The sequence below is a fragment of the Mesoflavibacter sp. CH_XMU1422-2 genome (assembly GCF_037029245.1).
GTDB lineage: Bacteria > Bacteroidota > Bacteroidia > Flavobacteriales > Flavobacteriaceae > Mesoflavibacter > Mesoflavibacter zeaxanthinifaciens.
The window spans coordinates 1-6239 of the sequence record NZ_JAYMEE010000016.1 but is presented as its reverse complement, the minus strand read 5'-3'; the positions used below and the strand labels follow the sequence as shown (position 1 = coordinate 6239).

Genomic DNA, 6239 nt, shown 5'->3' with positions numbered 1-6239 from the left:
CATTGCAATTTTCTATCTTTCAGTCTCAATCGGAAAATCGTACCGATTTTCCGCAACTGAAATTTATACGCTAACGTTGTAAGCAAGCTAAAAAAAGAGCCCACCGCACAAACAGCACATTTGGTTTTTGCTGACACGAAAGCCAACGCTGAAAAACCAAAAGAGCTGTTCTTTGCCAACGCTCTGACAGAAATTGAATGAATAAATGACATTAGAACAATATATTGACAACCTAGACAAAAGGTACAGACTCGGAAATGCAACCGAACATACTTTCCGTGGAGATTTACAACAATTGTTGGAAAGTTTAGTGCCGACAATCAGAGCGACCAACGAACCGAAAAGACAAAGTTGCGGAGCACCTGACTACATTTTGACTAAAAAAGATATTCCTGTTGGATTTATTGAAGCTAAAGACATTGGCGACAAAGACCTTGACGGAACGAAAAAAACAGGAAACAAAGAGCAGTTTGACCGCTACAAGGCTTCTCTAAACAATTTGATTTTCACGGACTACATTAACTTTCATCTGTACCGAGAAGGCGAATTTATCACCAAAATTTCCATTGCTGAAATAACAGACAAGGGAATAAAACCTTTACCTGAAAACTTTGGCAACTTTGAAAATCTAATCAAAGATTTTTGCGTTCACGTTGGACAAACAATTAAAAGCTCAAAAAAATTAGCAGAAATGATGGCGGGCAAAGCCCGCCTTCTTTCTGATATTATTGAAAAGTCATTGACCAGTGATGAAGAAAATCAAGAAAATTCTACGCTAAAAGAACAAATGTTGGCTTTCAAGCAAATTTTGATTCACGACATTACACCACAAGGTTTTGCAGACGTTTACGCTCAAACCATTGCTTACGGAATGTTTGCAGCTCGTTTGCACGACCCTACTTTGGACAATTTCAGCAGACAAGAAGCGGCTGAATTGATTCCAAAATCAAATCCGTTTTTACGAAAACTCTTTGGCTACATTGCAGGGCCAGACATTGACGACCGAATTAAATGGGTTGTTGAAAATCTTTCGGAAATCTTTTTGGCGTGTAACGTAGAAGAAATCTTAAAGAACTACGGGAAATCAACCAAAATGGAAGACCCGATTATCCACTTTTACGAAACTTTCCTAAGCGAATACGACCCGAAATTGCGTAAATCTCGTGGCGTTTGGTACACACCGCAACCCGTTGTAAATTTCATTGTTCGGGCAGTGGACGACATTTTGAAAACGGAATTTGATTTACCGCAAGGACTTGCTGACACTAGCAAAACAACCATAAAAGTAAACACCCAAACCGCAGACAAACGTTCTGCAACAGGCTACAAACAAATGGAACAAGAAGTACACAAAGTACAAATTCTTGACCCAGCCACAGGAACAGGAACTTTTTTGGCAGAAGTGGTCAAGCACATTCACAAAAAATTCCAAGGACAACAAGGCATTTGGAGCAATTATGTAGAAACCCATTTATTGCCAAGGTTAAATGGTTTTGAGTTGCTAATGGCGAGTTATGCAATGGCACATTTGAAATTGGATTTGCTTTTGACCGAAACAGGATTTAAACCAACATCCAACCAACGCTTTAGAGTTTATTTGACCAACAGTTTAGAAGAACACCACCAAGACACAGGAACTTTATTTGCCAATTGGTTGAGTAGTGAAGCCAATGAAGCAAACCACATAAAACGTGATACGCCTGTAATGTGTGTGATTGGAAATCCGCCATACAGTGGAATTTCTTCCAACAATGGTGAATGGATTAGCAAATTGATTGAAGATTACAAATATGTTGACGGTGTTCACTTCAATGAACGTAAACATTGGCTGAATGATGACTACGTAAAGTTCCTACGTTACGGACAGCATTTTATTGAGAAAAACGGTAGTGGTGTTTTGGCGTTTATCAATCCTCACGGATTCTTAGACAATCCAACATTCAGGGGAATGCGTTGACACTTGCTGAACACCTATGATAAAATCTACACCATAGATTTACACGGTAATATCAAAAAAGAAGAAACTGCACCAGATGGCAGTATAGACCAAAATGTATTTGATATAATGCAAGGTGTTTCCATTAATATTTTTATCAAAACAGGGCAAAAGAAAACAAATGAACTAGGAAAAATATATCACTGTGATTTATTTGGTAAAAGAAATTACAAGTATGAATTCCTTTTTAAGAACCAGCTAAAATCATTGACTTTTGAAGAACTGAAACCTAGTAAGCCATATTTTTTCTTTGTACCTAAGAGCGATACGGATAAACTCAAATATTATGATTACTTAAGTATTCCACATTTTTTTAATGAAGGTGTTATTGGTGTTCAGACTGGAAAAGATAGTTTGCTGTCAAATTTTTCAACTAAGGAATTAATAGAGAACATTTCAAACCAAACGGAAGAAATTGTCAATAAAAGTGATATTCAAGAATATCAATATAGGCCTTTCGACAATAGAAAATTTCTTTATTTAGAGACAAGAACTAAAAATCCATATGAAAAATTAAAAATACCAGCTTCTTATCGTTCAAGACATTCCATTTCAAAACAATTTATTGCAAAAAATAATATTGGGTTATTGCTTCCTCGGCAGTTAGCTAAGGAAGATTTTAACCATATTTATATAAGTTCAAAAATTGCTGATGCTTGTCTGATTTCTAATAGAACTAAAGAGCAAAATCAAGTTTTTCCTCTCTATGTTTACCCCGAAACCAACGGACAACAAACCATTGAACAATCAAATGAAAGAAAACCAAATCTAAAAGCAGAAATTGTAAATCAAATTGCTGAGCAATTAGGTTTAACTTTCACCAACGAGAAAGTACCAACCGAAAACACCTTTGCCCCAATTGATATTTTAGATTACATCTATGCGGTGTTACATTCACCAACGTATCGTGAGAAATACAAAGAGTTTCTAAAAATTGATTTCCCAAGAGTGCCTTACCCAAAAGACCAAGATACATTTCGGCAATTGGTAAAATTAGGCGGAGAAATACGACAAATTCATTTATTGGAAAGTCCAACCGTTGAGCAATACATCACGCAATACCCAATGGACGGAGATAATATAGTTGGCAAACCAAAATACAAAGACGGCAAAGTGTTTATCAACGAAACGCAGTATTTTGATAATGTTCCTCAAGTAGCTTGGGAGTTTTACATTGGTGGATATCAACCAGCCCAAAAATGGCTCAAAGACCGAAAAGAACGCAAATTGGAATTTGACGATATACTGCACTATCAAAAAATCATTGTAGCACTTTCCGAAACAGATAGGTTGATGAAAGAGATTGATAAAATTGAGATTGAATAAGCCAACGCATAAGCCATACACATTTACAGTCGCGCCAGCCAACGCAACACCAAAACTGTAAATGAGTATGTTTTGCCAACGCTACAAACAGAACGGAAAATAAAGCACAAAAGCACAACAAAGATCTGAGTTAAAAAATAGGTCTGTTTTAGTATACTTTGAAGACATCATTTTCATCAGAAGGTCTTGCTGATTTTGCTATTGCAAAAGCTTGTTTTAGGAGTTTATTTGCTATAACGGTGCTTGATTGAAAATATGTAACTTTGAATCCGGTAACTGACGGTTATACCAAACATTACCCAACATTTGAAAACAATGAAAAGTTCAACATTATTAATAATATTTTGCATTATACTTTTTATCTATTCAATTTATGATATTAAAGTAAGTCACGCTAAATTTAAAAATTCACCGGACTCAATATCAATAACAATTTTTATTAGTAGTATTGGTGGAGTTGTTCTATCGATAATACTTTTAGGGTTACATTTTTTTGGATTAATACCTTATTCTGATTGATCAAAGCTATGAAGGAAAGACCTGTTTTGATTTCTGCAATATATCTGACTTTAATTGTTGAACTGATTTTAATGGTTTTAGTTTATAACAAAGTTGGTACTGAAAGACTTCCATCTCAAATTGGGCGACTGATATTTCAGCTTATTTTAATCTTTTGGATTTTAAGCAGTAAATCTAATGTTGGGTTGTTTTTATTAGCTGGTTATCACATAATATCTGGGCTTTTTGGAATGTATTCTAAAGGTTCGTCAGCATTATTAGGACAAATATTAATTTGTTTTCATTTAATAATTGGAGTTTTAATATACTTTCACGATTGGATTGAAAACAAAATTGGAATAAAAAACGTTGGGTAACAGCGGTAGCCATTACACAACTCTTTGGTAAAAGTTGGTATTTTGTTTTTATGAGTTGGGCGAGAGGAGTATAAAAAGTTGTATCTTGTTCATGTTATAAATGAGTTGGCAATAAAAACAAACTGCAATGCAAGAATGGAAACCAATAGAATTAAGTGAACTATACGACGAGATTCTTAAAACTGAATCTGATTTGAATGGTGAACTTTGGAATTTTTGGCAATTAATTAAAATTGACCCAGAAAAATGGACTGAAACTCAGTATGGAGATTTAGGAGATGGATTTTGGGTTGTTGCAATTTGTGGAAAGAAGGTAATTTGGTACAACGATATTGAGGACGGATTCAATATTTCTTATTACAAAGACTACGGAAAGATAATAGAATATTATTGCAATCAGGATGAGATAAGTTGGGCAGTGACTCGACTTTTTGATTTGATAAAATTTGGTGGAAATTTGAGCGGGAATGCAAGTGCTCCACAAGCCTTAAATAATGAAAAATAAGGACTTTGAAATAAAAATACTACGTCAACATTGGATTAAAGACAATGGCGAAGATGATAAGGAAGACCTTTGTTCGCATGGTAAAATCTATATTCGAATTGGGTCAGAAGAATTATGCAATAAAGATTCGGGTTCGTGGACTTTATCAGCAACAGGATTATATTTATTAAGGTCATTGGAGCAAGATTGCGGACTTGACCAATTTTCAAATCAATTAGTTCCTTGTTGCGGTAATTTCATGATTCCTGATGAAGATGGAGAAAATTATGTTGTAATTACAGGCTGTCCCAACGGAATTGATTGGAAAATAAAACATTCTAATGGTAATGTGATTTTTGAATCCGTAAAGGGTTCAAAAGGACAAATGATATTTGATGATTACAAAAACTTAGTTATTGATTTCACGGATAAAGTTGAGAAATTCTATGGCAGTCCTGATAACAAGATTTTGCCTGATGAAGAATTTGACAAAAATGGATTTAAACATTTTTGGGCAGAATGGAAGGAATTAAAAGAAAAATGGAAATAATTACTGCACACAACAATGTGTCATACGTAATGGCGGGGAAAGTAGTAAATATCAAGGTTTGTGGCTCGCATCAACTCAATCTCGGTTTGATAGAGAATAACTCCGAAGTCCGCCACTACGCATACACTCAACGTTGTAGTGCATTTAAGAAAAACTAGCTGAATTCAAAAACTATATGAAAAGAATAGTATTAATTCTCATACTTATTATCTCAATTATAAGTTGTTCAGTGAAAAAAACCAGCAATCAAAATAACTGGTCTGAATCAAAAAGGTTGGAGTATTTAAGCAATGTGCAAGACTCAACAACTTGGGATATTGAAATGTTTGAAAATGACAAAAATGATGAAGACCTTGGCGACCTTGGTCCATTTGTTATAGGGACTTTTCCAGTTCCCAAATATGATTTATTGGGTAAGGGAAGTTTTACAGGTGTAGGGACTGTAGGAGATAAATACCCAATGAAAAGTAAAACCCTTGTGATGAATAGTTTTTTTGTAAGAAAAAATGAGTTAAACAAAAGCAGACTTAAAGAAAGAAAAGATGAAATTTTTTTTCAGATAATAATATCAACTGACACAATTGATAATGTCAATTATAATTTAGCGGGTAATTTTATCTTATCAAGAAATCACCCCGATTATTTGGGACAAGGTTTTATTAAAACTAAAAATAATAGAATTGACTATCTGGCATTTCAAACACCTGAAAATAATGCTTATGCAATAATAAATACAAGAATTTTTGACTTGAATTATGGCAAAACAATTCTTATTGCACCACAAAAAGATAAAACATTAAAGTCATTGCAAATTAAAAGTCCCGAATTGACGTCAGACTCAATTTTCGATTACACGAAAAGGCTAATAAATGAAAATAAAATTATTGAATTTTTTGAAGAAAATATGAAAATATAAAAACGCACTACAACAAAGAACTGAGGCAATAAACAAGTAAAATATTAATTATTTATTGCTAGAGTACTTCTATGTTCACCATTGTAAGGCAC

The 6239-nt window shown here is 34.1% G+C and carries 7 protein-coding genes; 6 read left to right on the top strand and 1 reads right to left on the bottom strand.

The window, feature by feature from the left end:
* On the bottom strand, window positions 1-212 hold a 212-nt coding region (locus tag WA340_RS03715), incomplete at its 3' end, for a hypothetical protein (RefSeq protein WP_336127326.1).
* Between WA340_RS03715 and WA340_RS03710 the strand changes: the two genes are divergently transcribed.
* The 6 genes from WA340_RS03710 to WA340_RS03685 all read left to right on the top strand — a co-directional run bounded on the left by WA340_RS03710 (window position 206) and on the right by WA340_RS03685 (window position 6147).
* Complete coding sequence (locus WA340_RS03710) at window positions 206-1957, top strand: N-6 DNA methylase (RefSeq protein ID WP_336127323.1); 1752 nt, start codon at window positions 206-208, stop codon at window positions 1955-1957. The two genes, WA340_RS03715 and WA340_RS03710, sit on opposite strands and share 7 nt — an antisense overlap.
* A 3-nt stretch (window positions 1958-1960) precedes the next feature.
* Window positions 1961-3322 carry a type ISP restriction/modification enzyme gene (locus WA340_RS03705; RefSeq protein ID WP_336127321.1) on the top strand — a complete coding sequence of 454 codons (1362 nt, stop codon included), beginning with the start codon at window positions 1961-1963 and terminating at the stop codon, window positions 3320-3322.
* A gap of 527 nt (window positions 3323-3849) precedes the next feature.
* Window positions 3850-4197: a hypothetical protein gene (locus WA340_RS03700; RefSeq protein WP_336127319.1), complete on the top strand. Its 348-nt coding sequence runs from the start codon at window positions 3850-3852 to the stop codon at window positions 4195-4197.
* Between the two features lie 127 nt (window positions 4198-4324).
* Entirely contained in the window at window positions 4325-4702 is a 378-nt protein-coding gene (locus WA340_RS03695) for a hypothetical protein (protein WP_336127317.1), read from the top strand.
* A complete protein-coding gene (locus WA340_RS03690; RefSeq protein ID WP_336127316.1) occupies window positions 4692-5231 on the top strand; it encodes a hypothetical protein in 540 nt (179 codons plus the stop codon). The genes WA340_RS03695 and WA340_RS03690 overlap by 11 nt, the downstream gene beginning before the upstream one ends.
* Window positions 5232-5406: 175 nt before the next feature.
* Window positions 5407-6147 (top strand): hypothetical protein, encoded by a 741-nt coding sequence (locus WA340_RS03685; RefSeq protein WP_336127314.1) that lies wholly within the window; start codon window positions 5407-5409, stop codon window positions 6145-6147.
* Window positions 6148-6239 lie beyond the last annotated feature (92 nt).